The organism is Nocardia sp. bgisy118 (genome assembly GCF_057708605.1).
This window is the reverse complement of the sequence record NZ_JBYISM010000030.1, coordinates 32,173-47,663: the sequence shown is the minus strand read 5'-3', so window position 1 is coordinate 47,663 and position 15,491 is coordinate 32,173. Positions and strand designations below refer to the sequence as shown.

The window sequence follows — 15,491 nt, the reverse complement described above, 5'->3', positions numbered from 1 at the left end:
CGCTCGGTTCTACATGTCTCGGCCGCGTATCTATGCGTTTCATTCCAATCCGTTCCCATCCGGCGCGCCGGAATCGGGATCGCGGCCTATCTGCGGTTGCCGGAACAAGTGACTTCGCTACGGCGCTGCCGTGCGTCGATGCGCATGTCGCCCACTGGAATGCTGCACGCGCTGTCCGGCGGCATCCGGCGCAATCGGGGCCTGGACTCGCGTAGCTGTCCCCGAACGGCGCAGCTGTGTTGGCCTGTCGATTCATGGTACGAATCCGGACGCGGCCCCATCAACTCTCATGTTGATCGGAATCTTCAAGTCAGCGTTGCCCGAAGGGGCGAGCTACAACTTGCTGTCAGATCATCGGAGGTTTGTCCGGCCGGAGTTCCTCCCGAATCCGATCGTGTCACCTGACAGAGGACTCGTGCACCAGTTTCGTGCCCAACGCTGTTTGCGCTCGCGGTCACGGTTGATCCAATCCCGGCCCTCGGTGGCCACTGCTTCCAATACCCGTAGCGCGCTGTCGAACCCCGCGGCCGGCACGAACGCCACGTCCTCGAGCTCGTCGTCCTCCCCGGGCGGTTCATCGCCTATCGCTCGGCCGTTCTCCCGGACTTCGGCGATACAGGTGCCGTTGAGCAGAATCAGCCGAAAGACCCGGCCAGCGCGGTTACCCACCGATGGGCTGCCGTCGGCCCGGAAAGTGCGGACACCTTTCTCGGTGACCGAGGCCGAAGCCACAGCATCGTAGGTGCACATCTGGTGCTGCTCGTTCCGGACGTCGCCTGTGGTGAGGTTCAAATAGGTTCGTGTGGTTCGCATTCCGAACTTGGTCAACAGGAAGATGTAGACCATATACGCCTCGTATCGCGGCGGCCCGCCGATGATCCTGCTCCTGCGCGCGAAGGGAGCCCGCTCGGTCAGCACCACATACGTGACCAGGTCACGCTCACGAAGATTCGCCCGCCGCAGCGCCTCGTTCTTGAGATGGGCCTTGTCCAGGGCCAGCCAGCGCTCCATCTCCAAATCACTGGGCCGGTCGGCAAGAACCCCGCGCCATCGGTGATGCTCGGCCTGCTCGCCGTCGAACACCATCTCGGCATCCTGTGCGAGAAGACGCTGCGTCCGAGACACCGAGACGATCCGGGCGACGCCGCCGATACCCCACCAGCCGCCGACACCAAGCAGGAACGCCCCGTACTCTCCGACGAGCACCAACACACCCAAAACTGCCACCCACACTATTGCGCCGACGGTCCGAAAGTTAGCCGCCCGCTGCGCTTCGGCTGGCCGCGCCGGTGGATAGTCGAATCCTTGGCCGATGCGAAGGACATGCCACCGGATCAGCCATTGCAACTCGAAAGGGTGGCATTCGTAGTGGCCGTACTGCTGTTGCAACCTGCGCTTGAGATACCCTCGATAGCCCTCTGTGGTTTCCCATAGGCCTTCGGGATTCCACGCCCGGAAGCACTGGTCGACCAGTTTGTCGAACTTACCTTCCTGCTGGTAGGGCTGTGGCTGGCGATGGGCCCACACGTTGTGCACATGCCTTGTGTGGGTCTGCCAGACGGTCGTGCAACGCACCGCCACGTAGCCCCCGGCCACGACGAGTGCCACTCCGGCCAGGGCGCTGGCCGTGACCTCACCGATCAGCATGGTCACGATCGCCGAAACCGTTGCCACCGAGCCGAGGACGGCATCGCGCCAGTCGGTGGCGGTGGCGGGAGCAGGCGCTGTTACCCATCTCCCGGGCGGTCGTGGATCGGCTTCGAAGAACTTCCACGCCCGTCCGACGCGATCGCCGCTCATCCGTTGCACTGCGACCTGGTGTTTGCGCGCAGCGGTGAGCCACTCCTGCTCGGCACCGCTGAGAATCCGGCTCAGGTGTGTGACGATCTCGTCCTGCCGATCCACGCTCAGGGCGCCGAACATCTTCAGCGGGGTCGCGAGTTCGTTCTCGATGGCCCCCTCGCTGAACTCGGCATGAGCGTAGCGCAGCAGTTCGTTGACAACCTCGAGCGCTTCCCGCCACTCGTCTCGGGTTTCTCCCGGCACCGCGTTCATGGCGTGGTGGATCTCGTCGGACAGCTCATTGGTGATTTCGGTGAACGAGCGGTCGCTGAGCACCGACAGCACGTACAGGTAGGCGCGTTCAGTGGTGGCGTGGCCCGTGTGGTGCAGGCGGCGCAGGATTTCCTCGGCCTGACGGGGATTGCCGCCGGCGAGGAAATCTCTGGCCACCTTGTGCCTGCGGTCCAGCGAGTCGTCGGGCGAGGTGTGGTATATCGTCTCGTTGTGCTCCACGAATCTGTTGTATTGGGCACCGATCTGCTGCCCGACGTGGGCGCGGCCGGTCGCGTTGAGATGGTTGTGCACCGACATACCGGCCGCTGTGGAGTCGGGGATCATCTCGCCTCCGAGTTGAATTGCACACCGATCTGCTCGCCGACCTTTGCGTGGTCCCGTGCGGTCATCGTATTGTGGATCGGCGGCAACGACGGAGGCGTCGGCGCAGCAGACCCTGCCGTTGAATCGGGTTTCGGCTCGAGGGAAACCGCCAGCGCAACCGCGAACGCAGCAGCATTCCGCGCAGCGATGAGCTGACCGCCATCCCGGTCCGCCTCCGCCTTCCCTCCGTCGGCACGGTCGCTTATGCCGCGGACGACCACGGCAGGCACTTGATCGGCGAGGGCCGCCGCATGCGCGAATCCCGAACCCTCCATCTCCACGGCGACCGCGTCGTTGAACGACGCGCGGATGCGGCGAGCGAGCTCCGATGTGGTGGAGTCCAAGACCACGTCCCCCACCGCGATCGGCGCGAAGGACACCTTCGGTTCGGTCGTGCGCGCTTGCTCGGGCAGCCAGTCGTGCCAACGATTGCCCCGGCATAGCCGCCGGGCTTTCTGGTCGAGCCGGTGCGATAATTCCCAGGAACGTGGCCGCACCAGAAATTCGTCATCTTCGCTGCGCCCGCCCTGATACGAGTGGACCTTGGTCGCCACTACGACATCACCGATGGACAGCTTGCCACGCAAGCCACCGGCGATGCCGACGAACATCATGACCGCAGGCGAGAATTCGGCTCGGGCGCGTTCGGTGAGCGCCGCCGCGGTGGTAGTGCCAGCGCCGGTGACCCCCACCGCTACATGATGCCCGGGGTACCCGGCGATGGTGCCTACATCGAACAACGTGCCCTTGTCGTGCTCATACACGGTGGTGTCGACCAGATGCTCCAGCACGGCGTCCTGCTCGATGTTCAGAGCGGTCAGAATCACGATCATATTTCTCCCCAACGTGATCGGAACGGAGCGTCACCTGAGACCTCCGTGGACTGACGCTATCCGCCGGATCCTTTTACGTCAATAAGACGTAAAGTAGCCGTGGAGAGGAGATACGTTATGCCCGAACGTAACTGGCCAACGACCGAAGTCGCCATCGCGGTGGACCTTGCAGTCCTGACCGTGCGCGATGACACCTTGCAGATCCTGATGGTGGAACGAGGGACCGATCCATGGCAGGGGTTGCTGGCCCTGCCCGGCGGATTCCTCGACGACACCCGCGAGGACCTGGACACAGCGGCAGAACGCGAACTGGCCGAAGAGACCGGCCTGGACCTGGACCGTGCACATCTCGAGCAGCTACGCACCTACGGCTCACCGAACCGGGACCCACGCAGACGGGTCGTGACCGTCTGCTACCTCGCCTTCATTCCCGACCTGCCGGCACCGGTAGCCGGTGGCGATGCACGTGAGGCGGGATGGATGCCCGTCAAATCATTACTGAACGCACACACCGAGCTCGCCTTCGACCACAAGCGAATCGTCGCCGACGCTGTCGAGCGCACCAGAAGCAAACTCGAGTACACAATGCTCGCCACCCGATTCTGCGCACCGGAGTTCACCATCACCGAGCTGCGCAGGGTGTATGAGATCGTCTGGGGCCAAGCTCTCGACCAGCGGAATTTTCACCGCAAGATCACCGCCGCGAAGGGTGCGTTGATTCCCACCGGAAAACAGACCAACCGCCACGGAGGCCGCCCCGCCGCCCTTTACCGTGCTGGCTCCGAATCCATCCTGTATCCAGCGATACCGCGCACAACCACCCACTCCAGCGCGAATTGAGCCGATCCGCGATCCGGATCTGTCGCGCCTTCGAGGACGTAGGTGCTGGGACCGCCCCGATACGTCACCTATCGCCGAAGCGGTCTCTCCAGTACGGATGGTTTCGGAGGAAGTCGATGTTCTGCTGAGTTTTGCCTTCAAATGCGAAGTCGATCAGGTCATCCCAGACCGGAGTCTTCCCGCGTACCAGCGCCCAGACGGTGTCCTGACTCGTGTACAGGTAATAGCGTCGCGGCGCGGGCGGTTCGGGGTCCCAGTCGACCCGCACCGAGCACCCGTTGCCGGGATTTTCTGTGATGGTTCCGGTCAGTTCGAAATCCATGACCGATACGCGTTCGTCGCGCCGGTCGAACGGGACGTCGTCTACGGTGGTGCGGCGGGTGCGTACGGCGATGCGTTCCCCTGACAGCATGTCGGCGACTTTGCTTTCGAAGCGGGGGTTCGGGTCCATTCGCCACTCGCCGCGCTCGATGAAATCGCGAATCTGGTTGCGCCCGGTATGGGTTGGGCCTGGAGACATGATCCAATAGCAGACCAGGTCGCCAGCCTTGCCCTCGGCGGAATTGCTTCGGCGCACCTCATCCAGGTGGGCTTGTGGCGCAGGTTCGGTTGGGCCCCCGGGTTTTCCAGTAAGGCTGCCCTCGAGGAGGGCGGGCAGCGGGTGTTCCGGATCGACCACTTCCGGAACGTCGACGTCGAGATCGGTGCGTCGAGCGAGCTCGGCGGCGGTGATGCGTTGGCGAGCCGCGGCACGGCCAACGGCGTCAAATCGAATCCCTTCCTTTTCCAGGATCGTGCGGGGATCCTCGGTGCGAGCCGGGTCGGGCCACCTGAAATCGGGCGAGATCTGGCCGGTCGACTTCAGAACCCGATGAGCATTGGGAGCCGGGACGGAAGCCAACCGGGCACCCACGGCGACCGGTGCACACCCGATCACCTCCGCAACGTCGCCGTAGGTTGTCCACCGCCCGGAGGGGATCGAGGCGAGCACTTCGATCATCAAGCGCCACCTCGGCTCTGGCGGCAACGTACCGACCGAATCATCCGGTCCTGGCCAGATCTTGACGATGCGCTCGGCCAGCGACTTGCCGCGGGCGCGGATCTCCTGGCCTCCCCATCGTGCCGCCTTGGCGATCTCCCGGTTCATCGCCAAACCACTGTCGCGCAGGATCTGTTGTTTGGTAGAGAACCCGTCGTTGCCGAGCTTCCCGTTGTAGGCGGTGAGACTCAAGTTGCCCAGCGTATGCACGACGGCTTGGTGCAAATCCTGCGGACTGTCGTTGCCGTCCACCTCGTCGGCGAGCATGGCCCACCATTCCTCGGTCGGCGACTGTGGAAGTACGTGCTCGATGGTGAGTTTGGCTCGGTCGAAATCCACCTGCTCGCCGTGCCGGAGATCTTCTTCCAAGCAGCGCAGGATATAAGCCCGCTGCGGGCCCCTGCCGCTCCAGTAGAAGTTGTTGGCCAGCACAGCTTCTCGAATATGTTGATCGGTCGGAAATCGTTTGCGGTTGCCGGACAGGATCTTTGTGATCTCCTCAGCGGTGGGCACTGCGTCGCCGAGCTCCTTGACCAAGGTCATCAGCACACGATTACTACCCGTACTGCCGATACCGGCGATCATTCTGCGCACCAGGTAGCTCTCCACCGCCCGCATTGCACGCGCAGCAGCGGCACCATCGAGTTCCCCGGCATCGCGGGCAAGCAGAATCCGTAACGCCACCGGATGCACGACCTGCGCGCCCCACCTATCGAGGCGGTCCAGCCCGCGGCGCAGCGCATCGTCCGGTTCGCTGTCCGGGTTGAGAATTGTGCGGAACAGCCGCGCCTTATGGTGCAGCTCAATGATCCAGGATTCGATCTCAGCCTCGCCGAATGCCGCGAGGCGTTGCTGCTGCGCGTGATAGGCCGCCGCCTGGGTAGCCCGGTCATCGCCACGCATGACCAGATCGAGCCAGATCAGCGTCTCCAGCTGATCATTGGTGAGCAGGCCCTGAAGCGGCCGCCACTGCTGCTCGTAGACGAATTCAGCGCGGGTGGGTAGACACATGAACACGTAGTTGCGCAGCAAGTCAGCCTGGGTCAGTGGCTGGCCGGTGTGATTGAGCGACTCGAAGATCCGATGCACATTGTCGCCGGGATGCGCCGCGATCTCCACGATGCTCAACTGGGACGCGATAGCTTGCTCGATACGCGCGATCTCGTGCGGGTTCTCCGAGTCAGCGGCTGAGGCCAGTTCGCGACAAAAGTACTGGTACGCCTCCCCGATCGGGTCCTCTCCGCCAGCGTCCGGAGATCCTTCCACCAGCGCCTGCCACGAGGCTCGATCCGCCTGCGTCGGCAGCAACGTGTAGCGCTCGAGGCCATTGGCATACCGGTTGACCAGGTAAAGATCATCGATCTTCGCGGCCAGGCGACCGTCTGTTGCGCGAACATGATCACGGATAGCGCACAGCAGAATGCTCAACGTCGTCAGCCGCTGCTGGCCATCCACCACAAGCCAGACCTGCACACCGGCCGGCGTGTTCGCAGGACTCGGTGCCAGCACCACCGACCCCAGAAAATGCGAAGCGCCGTCTCCTGCGTCGATAACCCCGATAAGGTCGTCCCACAGCTTCCGCAGATGCTTCCTCTCCCAGCTGTACCGACGCTGGTAGAGCGGCACTACATACTGCCGCTCGCCCTGCAACAAGCTCCGAAGTGTTGTCTCGCCAGCCTTCATCTTCCCCCACTTGCGCTGTGTGCCAACGTCTTTCAGTCAAAGATCGACAGGATCCTACCTTCGATAAAACGATCACGAAACCCCGCGCTGAACCGCACCCCCAAACGAAGAAAGATGCTGGATACGAGGAGAACCGATTTCATGTTCTGCCAGTCTTTGGCCCCAGCACTCGGCGACGAGCACTGCGATCTTGTACATGCGGTCGCTGACCACCGCGTAGCAGGTTCCCGAGAGTAGATGGACCGTGAGGCGCTCGAACTCGCCACTGGTCAGTGGCGCGGCGAAATATGTGGAGTCCGCTGGTCATCTCTCGATCTCGACAGTGCCATGCAGTCGATCCACAAGAGCCGCGTGGTCGTCGCCGGTCGCGGGGCCGACGGTCAGGTGAAGTCGGATGATTACGCACGTCAAAACTCACTCGACCCGGACGCTGTCCAGTGCTGCGGGATTGGAAGGAAAGTCCGGGACGCTGAGCGAAAGTTCTTCGGTGAGGACTACCAGGACACCGGCGGAGTGTTCACGTGGGAGGACGGGCAGCCGGTCCACCCGGATTCGATCCGGGCGCGGTTCAAGCGTCTGGCAGCTGAGGCGGGGTTGTCGGAGATTCGCTTCTACGATCTGCGGCACTCGTACGTCACTGGAGCAGCGTTGGCTGCCGGGATCAGCCCCAAGGTGGTCGGCGAACGGGTGGGGGACGCCGATGTGGTGTTCACCCTGAAGACCCCGGCATGGACGAGGAGGCGGCGGTCCGCGGTGCAACCTATTTACTGGGCGGCACCGGCCCTGTCGACGGGGTTACCAGTCGTGAGCCTGGCTAAGGTTCCCAAACCCGCTCCCATCCGTCAATGAAGAATGGCCCGGAACATGCTGTTCCGGGCCATTCTCCCTAGTAGCGGGGACAGGATTTGAACCTGCGACCTCTGGGTTATGAGCCCAGCGAGCTACCGAGCTGCTCCACCCCGCGTCGGTGATCTCAACCTTACACATGCGGCGGGCGTGGCGCCTAATCGGCTGGTCGGAGGCGGTTTCAGCCGAACTGGATGCCTTGGGCGAGGGGCAGTTCGGTGGAGTAGTTGACGGTGTTGGTGGCGCGGCGCATGTAGGCCTTCCACGAGTCCGATCCGGATTCGCGGCCGCCGCCGGTGTGCTTCTCGCCACCGAACGCGCCGCCGATCTCGGCGCCGGAGGTGCCGATGTTGACGTTGGCGATGCCGCAGTCGGAGCCGTCGGCGGCGAGGAAGCGTTCGGCCTCGCGCTGGTCGCCGGTGAAGATCGCGGACGAAAGTCCTTGCGGCACCGCGTTGTGCAGCGCGACGGCGTGCTCGAAGTCGTGGTAGGTCAGCACGTACAGGATCGGCGCGAAGGTCTCCTCGCGCACCACGGCGGTCTGCGCGGGCATCCGCACGATGGCCGGGCGCACGTAGTGGGCGTGCTCGCCGAAGCCGGGCACCGGCTCGCCGCCGCAGACCAGTTCGCCGCCGTCGGCGAGTGCGCGATCGATCGCCGCGCGCATGCCGGTGCGCGCGGATTCGTTGATCAGCGGCCCGACCAGCACCCCCTCGTCGAGCGGATTGCCCACGCGCAATTGCCGATACGCGTTCGAGACCCGGTCGAGCAGCGGCCCGACCACGTCGACGTGCACGATCAGCCGCCGCAGGGTGGTGCACCGCTGCCCGGCGGTGCCCGCCGCCGCGAACACGATGGCGCGCGCGGCCAGCTCCAGATCGGCAGAGGGCGTGACGATGGCGCCGTTGTTGCCGCCGAGTTCCAGCAGGCAGCGGCCGAACCGCGCGGCCACCCGCGGCGCGACGATGCGGCCCATCCGCACCGAGCCGGTCGCGCTGAGCAGCGCGACCCGCTCGTCGTCCACCAGCCGGGCGCCGACCTCGGAACCGCCCTGGATCAGTTGGTGCACTTGCGGATCCGCGCCCACGTCGGCGGCGGCCCGCCGAAGCAGCGTGTGACAGGCCAGCGCGGTGAGCGGGGTGGTCTCGGAGGGCTTCCACACCACCGTGTCGCCGCACACCAGCGCGATCGCGGTGTTCCACGCCCAGACCGCGACCGGGAAGTTGAAGGCCGAGATCACGCCGACCACGCCGAGCGGATGCCAGGTCTCCATCAGCCGGTGACCAGGCCGTTCGGAGGGCATGGTGCGCCCGTACAGCTGGCGGGAGAGCCCGATGGCGAACTCGCAGATGTCGATCATCTCCTGCACCTCGCCGACCGCCTCCGGGCCGATCTTGCCCGCCTCCAGGGTGACCAGCTCGGCCAGCTCGGACTTGTGCGCGGTGAGCAGCTCGGCGAGCCTGCGCACCACGGCGGCCCGCGCGGGCGCGGGCACCGTGCGCCAGGCGCCGAACGCGGCGGCGGCGCGTCCGATCGCGGCGTCGACTGCCTCGGGCGGGTCGGCGGGCAGGGTGGCGAGCGCGCCGCCCGTAATGGGAGTGCGGGCGGTCAGCTCACCCGTCTGGGGCGGCTCGGCGCCGAGACCGCGTAACAGGGTTGCCGCGCGGTCGGCGAGATCGCGGGTCAGCTGGTCGCTCAAGGTGTTCGTCATCGATTGCTCCGCTTCGGCTTTGGGCTCTGCTTCGGGCGTGCACGCGGTGCTGTCAGGTTGCCAGAAGTGAACGAGTCGGGGTTTTCGACACGAGCAGCGTTCACTGGGTTAGCCTCCACTGATGGCGGATACACCGGCAAGACCCGTACTCGATGACATCGATCGCCTGCTGATTCGTGAACTGATGGCCGATGGTCGCGCCACCCTGTCGAACCTGGCCGAGAAGGCGAGCCTATCGGTCTCCGCTGTGCAGTCGCGGGTGCGCAGGCTGGAAGCGCGCGGCGTGATCCGCGGCTACACCGCGCACGTCGACCCGGAGGCCCTTGGACAGCTGCTCTCGGCATTCGTCGCGATCACTCCTCTCGACCCGTCGCAGCCGGATGACGCCCCCGCTGTGTTGCAACATATCCCGGGTATCGAGGCATGCCACTCGGTGGCGGGTGACGAGAGCTACGTGTTGCTGGTGCGGGTCGCTTCGCCGCGCCACTTGGAGCAGCTGCTCCAGGAGATCAGGGCGACCGCCAACGTCCGGACGCGCAGCACCATCATCCTGCAGACATTCTATGACAGGTAGCAATTCGGAGTAATTACTCCGCAATATTGTAGAGATTCCGTAAATATTTTCGTACCCTACAGGTGTGACCCTCGAACTGGAGCGCACCCGATCGGGTGGTGACACGGCACCGGTCACCCCCGCGACCCGGGTACACGAGATCCTGTCGGCGCACCTCCTCGCCGACGGCTTCGAATTGGTGCTGGACCTGACCAACTCCCGCGGCTGCCGCCTCGTCGACGAACGCGACGGCAGCACCTACCTCGACATGTTCGGCTTCTTCGCGTCCAACGCGCTGGGCATGAACCATCCCGCGTTGGCCGACGATCCGGACTTCTGCGCGGAGCTGGCGACGGCCGCGCTGAACAAGCCCTCCAACTCCGACATCTACACCGTGGAGATGGCGCGGTTCGTCGAGACGTTCGCGCGTGTGCTCGGCGATCCGCGACTACCGCACCTGTTCTTCATCGACGGCGGCGCCGCCGCCGTGGAGAACGCGCTCAAGGTCGCGTTCGACTGGAAGAGCAGGCACAACGAATCGCAGGGTAGGTCAAGGGATCTCGGCACGAAGGTGCTGCATCTGACCGGAGCGTTCCACGGCCGGACCGGCTACACCATGTCGCTGACCAACACCGACCCGGTGAAGACCGACCGCTTCCCGAAGTTCGATTGGCCCCGCGTCGACACGCCGTACCTGGCGGTCGGACGCGACATCGAGGCCGCCGAGGCGCACGCGCTGGACCAGGTGCGCCGCGCGTTCGCCGAGAATCCGCACGACATAGCGTGTTTCATCGCCGAGCCGATCCAGGGCGAGGGCGGCGACCGGCACCTGCGCGGGGAGTTCCTGCTCGCCGTGCAGCGGCTCTGCCACGAGAACGACGCGCTGTTCGTCCTGGACGAGGTGCAGACCGGCGTCGGGATGACCGGAACCACCTGGGCCTACCAGCAACTCGGTCTGTCGCCCGACGTCGTCGCCTTCGGTAAGAAGACCCAGGTGTGCGGCGTGATGGCGGGCGGGCGAGTCGACGAGATCGCCGACAACGTATTCACGGTCGGCTCGCGGCTCAACTCCACCTGGGGCGGCAACCTGGCCGATATGGTCCGCGCCCGCCGCATCCTCGAGGTGATCGAGCGCGACGAGCTCATCGAGCGGTCCAAGCCGCTCGGCGAGCACCTGCTGCGCAGGCTGGAGGGGCTGGCGGCGGAGCACCCGCGCGTCACCGAGCCGCGCGGGCGCGGCCTCATGTGCGCGATCACCCTGGCGACGGTGGAACTGCGCGACGCGGTGCTGACCGGGCTGCGGGAACGCGAGCACGTGCTGATCATCGGCACCGGCGAGCGCGGCATCCGCTTCCGGCCGCCGCTCACGGTCAGCGCGGCGCAGCTCGACGCCGCCGTCGACGCCGTGGAGAGGGTGCTGGGTTCGGTCGACTGACACGGCGCGCGGCGCTGCTGGCGTGGATAGCCCGGAAATCGCTGTCCGGCCCGTAGGCTTCGCTCACATGTCGTCTCACTCCTCCCAGGTACGGTGCAGACGCGTGAACCGACGTGGCGCACCTCGCGGATACTTCGCGGCCTTGGCCGCTGTGGCGGCGGTGACCAGCTGTACGACGAGCGAGGCTGGCACCGTCGTCACCGAATCGACGAGCTCGGCCGTCGCGGCGGCGCCGAGCCCGGACGCGCCGCCCTCGCAGATCGCCAATCTGTTGCCAGGCATGCCACCGCCGCTGTCTCCGACCGACGTGTACGCGGCCAACCGGGAGCTGAGCCCCTCGGTGGCCGATCACCGGCCGCTGGTGTACGTGCCCAACAGCCAGTCCCACACCGTCTCGGTGATCGACCCGAACACCTTCCAGGTGATCGACACCTTTCCCGCGGGCGGGCAGGAGCCCCAGCACGTGGTGCCGTCCTACGACATGCAGACGCTCTACATCACCAACGACCTTCCGATCGGCGGCGGCAGCTTGCGGCCGATCGACCCCCGCACCGGTCTGCCCGGCGAGCCGTTCCCGGTCCGCGACCCCTACAACATGTACTACACACCCGACGGCCAGTTCGCCCTCGTCGTCGCCGAGGCGGACAGGTCGCTGGACTTCTACGATCCGCGGACCTGGCAGAAAGTGCACGCCCTCTCGGTGCCCGATTGCGCGGGCGTCGACCACATGGACTTCACGGCCGACGGCCGCTTCGCCCTGGCCAGCTGCGAATTCATCGGCCGCATGCAGGTTTTCGACGTCGCGGACCGCAAACTGGTCAAGACCATCGATCTCGCGGGCGGACGCTCGGGCAAGCCGCAGGACGTGAAGCTCTCTCCGGACGGCCTCACCTTCTACGTCGCCGACATGGCGGCGGGCGGGCTCTACGTCTTCGACGCGCTCACCTTCGAGAGCAAGGGCTTCGTGCCCACCGGCGACGGCGCGCACGGGCTCTACATCACCCGCGACTCCAAGCAGATGCTCATCACCAACCGGCACGAGGGCAGCATCTCGGTGTGGGACTTCGCGGAGAACCGCCTGGTGCACAAGTGGTCCGTGCCCGGCGGCGGCAGTCCCGACATGGGCAACATCTCCGCCGACGGCCGGGTGTTCTGGGCCTCGGGCCGCCACCACGGCGAGGTCTACGCGATCGACATCGTCGAGTGGAAGCTGCTGGCCCGCATCCCGGTCGGGCGCGGACCGCACGGCCTCACCATCTGGCCGCAGCCGGGGCGCTACTCGACCGGCCACACCGGCGTCATGCGTTAGCCGTAGCTCGGCGTCCGCTGCGGCCGTGCGCTCGTCCTCGTCGACCCGGCCACGACGGGTCCGATCGACGGCGACCGATCAGCTGGTCTCGGTCAGGCGCAGGCCGAGGCCGCCCTCGACGAATCGGCCGACCGCCGTGCGCCCAGCGTCGAGCGCGGGTTCGAAACCCGCGCGCGACCAACCGGTGAGCTCGGCGGTGCCGTCCGGGGCGGGGGTGACGACGATCTCGGCGACCATTTCCGCCGTGGTGGGTTCGCAGACCGCCCAGGAGTAGTGGGTTTCCTTGTCCCACTGGGTGGTTCGCCGGGTGACGTACTCGGGATCGGTGATGCCGCCGGCGGCGAGCGCGGGGCGGTCGTCGATCCGTTCGTCGGCGCGCAGTGCGCGCAGGTACCAGCTGCCCGCGTTGATCTCGATGGGTTCCATCAGTGCTCTCCCTGTCGGTCGCCGAACGGCAGGGCGCGGCCCATCGCGCGCTCCCGCACGGGAGCGCCGATCCGGAGGCCGGGCAGCTCGTCCACGGGAAAAGGCTAGCGTGACCGGCCGCGGCCACCGCGGGGCGGGCGGCGGGCGCGGAAGTCGGGTAGCTCACACCATTCACGACGGTCCGCGGGGGGTACGCTCCCTGTAAGGCTGGGCCCGCGACGACAGTCGTGAGCTGGACTTTCGGTGATGTACCCCGGCATTCGGGAGTCCGCGTCGGCGCGGCGGATGTCGATGGTGACTGGGAGGTTCGCGATGACAGCGGCGCGGTTCGGTCGTTATCGGCTGGAACGGCTGCTCGGCAAGGGCGGCATGGGACAGGTCTGGCTGGCCTACGACACCACCGACCACAGACACGTCGCGCTGAAGCTGCTGCCCGCCGAGCTCGCGGCGGACGAGGTCTACCGGAAGCGTTTCGAACGCGAGGCCCAGGTCGCCGCCGCGCTGCGCGATCCGCACATCGTGCCCATCCACCGGCACGGCGCCGTGGACGGGCGGCTGTTCATCGAGATGGCCTTCGTCGAAGGCACCGACTTGGCCGCGCGGCTCTCCGAGGGCGGACCGCTCACGGCGGGCGCGGCGCTCGACATCCTCGGGCAGGTCGCCGCCGCCCTGGACGCGGCGCACCGCGCCGGGCTGGTCCATCGCGACGTCAAGCCGTCCAACATCCTGGTGGCGCCCGGCGGGTTCACCTATCTGATCGACTTCGGCATCGCCCGCGGCACCGGTCAGACCTCGGTCACGACAACGGGTCTGGCGATCGGCACCTGGGCCTACATGGCGCCGGAGCGCTTCAGCGGTCACGCCGACGCGCGCGCGGACGTCTACTCCCTCGCCTGCGTCCTGTACGAGACCCTCACCGGTCGTCGCCCCTACGGCGACACCGACCCGGCCCGGCAGATGCACGGGCACCTGATGACCGATCCGCCGAGCGCGTCGTCGGCGAACCCGGACGTTCCGGCCGGCCTCGACGCGGTCATCGCGCGGGGGATGGCGAAAGAGCCGGGGGATCGGTACGCCAGCGCGGGAGAGTTCGTGCGGGCGGCCTGCGAGATCGTCGCGCCGATGCCCGGCGCACCCGGTTCTCCGCACCCGCCCCGTGTGCTCCAGCAGCCGGGGCTCCCGCCGACGCGGGTCGAGACGGTCGGGCCCGATCTGCCCGCCGATGATGCTCGGACTCCGATCGCCGCCGGGACCGGTGCGCCGACATCGACGGAAGCGCCTGCGCAACTGGCCGGCTCGAAGGCCTCGGGGGTTCTTCCTCCGACGAAGGTGATGCCCGCGCCGGGACCCACTCCGACGCTGGTGCAGACCAGAGTCGCGCCGCAGGGCTATTCGGCGGGTGTCGTGCCCCCGCGCTCCGCGCCGCCCGGTGTCGTGCCACAGGGCCCGGCACCGTCAGGCGTCGCGCCGGGCCTCGTGCCGATCGGCTACGCGCCCGCGATGCCGCCGTCGGCCGCGGCCCGGCCGGTGCTGCCCGTCGCGCATCCCTATGGCAAGCGGTGGTACCTGCGGCGCAAACCGGTTCCCGCGATTCGTCGTTCGCGGTCGCCCGGGCCGGTGTGGCCGTCGCGCGGGCCCGCGTACGTCGCGCCGCCCCGTCCTCAGCAACCGCCGCCCCGGCGCAAGCGAGGCGGGGTGCTGCGCAAGGTGATCGGGGCGTTGGTCGTGATCTTCTTGGCGCCCTTCGTCTTCGCCGCGGGGTGCCTGGCGTTGATCGCCGCGGTCGGCGGGGACGAGTCGGCGACCGCGCCTCCGCCGACCGCGATGGTCGAGGATCATCCTGAGCCCGCGCCGAATCCGGGCGCGCCCGCCCCGGCGTACAGCGCGGTGCGGGACGGCAAGTTCGAATTCGCGGTGACCGACGTGAAGTCGGGAGTCTCGCGCGTCGGTCTACAGTCGGCGCGCGGCGCGTACCTGGTCGTCACGCTCGCCGTCCGGAACATCTCCGACGAGGTGAAGTGGTTCCTGCCCTTCGGCCAGAAGCTCGTGGACGCCCAAGGCAACGCGCTCGATCACGACACCACGGCCACCGCCTGGCAAGCCATGCAGTCGCGCCTCGGCTACTCCTTCGAGCTGCGCCCCGGCGCCTCGGCCACCACCGTGCTGGTGTTCGACGTGCCACCAGGCAGCACGCCTGACCACCTCGAACTGCACGACTTCGTGCTGTCGAACGGCGTCACCGTCGCGCTCGACTGAGGAGCCGAGCCGCTGTCGGCACTCGAAGCGTGGATCGAGGCGCGATTTCCGCTCGTCTGCCGGATAACGGCCCGTTGCTCGCGGATCGGCCGCGTTGTCCGCATCGTGACCCGACCACGGG

The 15,491-nt window shown here is 66.7% G+C and carries 11 protein-coding genes and 1 tRNA gene; 6 read left to right on the top strand and 6 right to left on the bottom strand.

Annotated elements, in window-relative coordinates:
* Positions 1 to 351: 351 nt before the first annotated feature.
* On the bottom strand, positions 352 to 2,400 hold the full coding sequence (locus AC3EO7_RS29850; protein ID WP_435593042.1) for a hypothetical protein: 2,049 nt from the start codon (positions 2,398 to 2,400) through the stop codon (positions 352 to 354).
* The gene (locus AC3EO7_RS29845) at positions 2,397 to 3,272 is read right to left on the bottom strand and encodes a 5'-methylthioadenosine/S-adenosylhomocysteine nucleosidase family protein (RefSeq protein WP_435593041.1); all 876 of its coding nucleotides are present in this window, start codon (positions 3,270 to 3,272) and stop codon (positions 2,397 to 2,399) included. Before AC3EO7_RS29845 ends, AC3EO7_RS29850 begins: the two co-directional genes overlap by 4 nt.
* Positions 3,273 to 3,389: 117 nt before the next feature.
* Here AC3EO7_RS29845 and AC3EO7_RS29840 point away from each other — a divergent pair, with 117 nt between their 5' ends.
* Entirely contained in the window at positions 3,390 to 4,112 is a 723-nt protein-coding gene (locus AC3EO7_RS29840; protein WP_431964454.1) for an NUDIX hydrolase, read from the top strand.
* A 64-nt stretch (positions 4,113 to 4,176) separates the two neighbouring features.
* Here the strand turns inward: AC3EO7_RS29840 and AC3EO7_RS29835 are convergent, their stop codons facing one another.
* A complete protein-coding gene (locus AC3EO7_RS29835) occupies positions 4,177 to 6,804 on the bottom strand; it encodes a GmrSD restriction endonuclease domain-containing protein (RefSeq protein ID WP_435593040.1) in 2,628 nt (875 codons plus the stop codon).
* 267 nt (positions 6,805 to 7,071) lie between these two features.
* Here AC3EO7_RS29835 and AC3EO7_RS29830 point away from each other — a divergent pair, with 267 nt between their 5' ends.
* The gene (locus AC3EO7_RS29830) at positions 7,072 to 7,683 is read left to right on the top strand and encodes a site-specific integrase (RefSeq protein WP_435593039.1); all 612 of its coding nucleotides are present in this window, start codon (positions 7,072 to 7,074) and stop codon (positions 7,681 to 7,683) included.
* A 41-nt stretch (positions 7,684 to 7,724) separates the two neighbouring features.
* Here AC3EO7_RS29830 and AC3EO7_RS29825 read toward each other — a convergent pair.
* Positions 7,725 to 7,798, bottom strand: a tRNA-Met gene (locus AC3EO7_RS29825).
* 63 nt (positions 7,799 to 7,861) lie between these two features.
* A complete protein-coding gene (gene amaB, locus AC3EO7_RS29820) occupies positions 7,862 to 9,391 on the bottom strand; it encodes an L-piperidine-6-carboxylate dehydrogenase (protein WP_435593038.1) in 1,530 nt (509 codons plus the stop codon).
* Between the two features lie 121 nt (positions 9,392 to 9,512).
* On the opposite strand from amaB, the gene AC3EO7_RS29815 reads away from it, so the two are divergent.
* From AC3EO7_RS29815 to AC3EO7_RS29805, 3 genes are all read left to right on the top strand, one after another.
* Positions 9,513 to 9,965: an Lrp/AsnC family transcriptional regulator gene (locus AC3EO7_RS29815; RefSeq protein WP_040686931.1), complete on the top strand. Its 453-nt coding sequence runs from the start codon at positions 9,513 to 9,515 to the stop codon at positions 9,963 to 9,965.
* 64 nt (positions 9,966 to 10,029) lie between these two features.
* Positions 10,030 to 11,379, top strand: coding sequence for an L-lysine 6-transaminase (gene lat, locus AC3EO7_RS29810; RefSeq protein WP_431964461.1), 1,350 nt, complete (start codon positions 10,030 to 10,032; stop codon positions 11,377 to 11,379).
* Positions 11,380 to 11,482: 103 nt separating this feature from the next.
* Complete coding sequence (locus AC3EO7_RS29805; protein WP_435593037.1) at positions 11,483 to 12,688, top strand: YncE family protein; 1,206 nt, start codon at positions 11,483 to 11,485, stop codon at positions 12,686 to 12,688.
* Positions 12,689 to 12,766: 78 nt separating this feature from the next.
* Here the strand turns inward: AC3EO7_RS29805 and AC3EO7_RS29800 are convergent, their stop codons facing one another.
* On the bottom strand, positions 12,767 to 13,114 hold the full coding sequence (locus AC3EO7_RS29800) for a hypothetical protein (RefSeq protein ID WP_431964465.1): 348 nt from the start codon (positions 13,112 to 13,114) through the stop codon (positions 12,767 to 12,769).
* A gap of 312 nt (positions 13,115 to 13,426) precedes the next feature.
* On the opposite strand from AC3EO7_RS29800, the gene AC3EO7_RS29795 reads away from it, so the two are divergent.
* The gene (locus AC3EO7_RS29795; RefSeq protein ID WP_435593036.1) at positions 13,427 to 15,370 is read left to right on the top strand and encodes a serine/threonine-protein kinase; all 1,944 of its coding nucleotides are present in this window, start codon (positions 13,427 to 13,429) and stop codon (positions 15,368 to 15,370) included.
* Positions 15,371 to 15,491: the final 121 nt, after the last annotated feature.

Coding starts and splice junctions, on each gene's coding strand:
- AC3EO7_RS29800 (WP_431964465.1), bottom strand. CDS start 13,114: ATGGAACCCATCGAGATCAACGCGGGCAGCTGGTACCTGCGCGCACTG.
- AC3EO7_RS29840 (WP_431964454.1), top strand. CDS start 3,390: ATGCCCGAACGTAACTGGCCAACGACCGAAGTCGCCATCGCGGTGGAC.
- AC3EO7_RS29850 (WP_435593042.1), bottom strand. CDS start 2,400: ATGATCCCCGACTCCACAGCGGCCGGTATGTCGGTGCACAACCATCTC.
- AC3EO7_RS29845 (WP_435593041.1), bottom strand. CDS start 3,272: ATGATCGTGATTCTGACCGCTCTGAACATCGAGCAGGACGCCGTGCTG.
- amaB (WP_435593038.1), bottom strand. CDS start 9,391: ATGACGAACACCTTGAGCGACCAGCTGACCCGCGATCTCGCCGACCGC.
- AC3EO7_RS29830 (WP_435593039.1), top strand. CDS start 7,072: ATGGACCGTGAGGCGCTCGAACTCGCCACTGGTCAGTGGCGCGGCGAA.
- AC3EO7_RS29795 (WP_435593036.1), top strand. CDS start 13,427: ATGACAGCGGCGCGGTTCGGTCGTTATCGGCTGGAACGGCTGCTCGGC.
- AC3EO7_RS29815 (WP_040686931.1), top strand. CDS start 9,513: ATGGCGGATACACCGGCAAGACCCGTACTCGATGACATCGATCGCCTG.